Origin of the sequence: Sporolactobacillus shoreicorticis (genome assembly GCF_024125445.1) — a bacterium.
GTDB classification, from domain to species: domain Bacteria; phylum Bacillota; class Bacilli; order Bacillales; family Sporolactobacillaceae; genus Sporolactobacillus; species Sporolactobacillus shoreicorticis.
This window is the reverse complement of the sequence record NZ_JAMXWM010000086.1, coordinates 1-1125: the sequence shown is the minus strand read 5'-3', so window position 1 is coordinate 1125 and position 1125 is coordinate 1. Positions and strand designations below refer to the sequence as shown.

Genomic DNA, 1125 nt, shown 5'->3' with positions numbered 1-1125 from the left:
GTAAGTGAGGTTTTATTTCTATATCCTTGTAGATCTTTTTCTTGAGTTCGACAGCTGTAGGCACATTATTTTAAATTTTCGTCAGGTAAAATCCCTTCCAGGAGGGATTTTTTGGGTTATCCACAGGCACACATCTGTGGATAACTATCATTTATATTAAAGCGATCATGTTCTATAATATAGGCATGTACTTAAGACGAGTTTCCCGAAAAAACAAAGACGGTCATACCGTGGCCTATTTACAACTGGCCCATAATGAGTGGAATTCCGAAGCCAAATATGCCAAAGCAAGGGTGATCTATTCATTCGGACGTGAGGACCAACTGGATGTTGACGCGCTCCGAAGCATGTCGAGATATCTCTCTCCGGAAGAAGCTCTGCGGACTCAGGCCAATGTGGGTCAAACTGCTGATTTTACTTTTGAGACCGCGAAACGTTTGAGCGGTGCCTAGACACTGGATCAACTCTGGAAAGCCCTGGGCCTAGACCAGCTCATTCAGAACCTTTTGACCGGTCGCAAGCATGAGACAGACATGGAACGGCTGATCTTTGCCATGGTGGCTAACCGCGCGCTTGATCCAACGAGCAAGCTTGGTCTTGTCGACTGGATTCGGGATGAAGTCGCCCTGCCTGGACTGGTCTGCCGGGCCATGGATCTGCTTCTAGAGATGCGCAGCCAGTTGGAAGAACAGGTTTATTTCGCGACCGCTGATCTGCTGAACTTGGAAGTGGATCTGATCTACTTCGACACCACTTCTTCCTATTTTGAAGTGGAATCCCAGGAGGCTCCGGAAGAGGAACAACTGCGAAAGCTTGGCTATTCCAAGGATAAACGACCGGACCTCCTTCAGGTCGTCATTGGAATGGCAGTCACCAAAGAAGGGCTGCCGATTCGCTGCTGGGTCTGGCCGGGAAACACGGCCGATAAGACCGTCGTTGAAGAAGCCAAGAAAGATCTGGTCGGCTGGAAGCTCAGTCGGGTCATTAGCGTCATGGACCGGGGATTTTCGACGGAAGACAATCTGATCACTTTGCAGCGGGCCGGTGGTCACTACATTGTCGGCGAGCCGATGCGTTCGGGTAAGAAAATTGTGGATGACGCCATGGCTCGCAAGGGACGTTATC

The 1125-nt window shown here is 49.7% G+C and carries 1 pseudogene; it reads left to right on the top strand.

Going from position 1 to position 1125, the window contains the following annotated elements:
* Positions 1-185: 185 nt before the first annotated feature.
* Positions 186-1125, top strand: a pseudogene (locus NIE88_RS22670) (IS1634 family transposase); the annotation flags it as partial.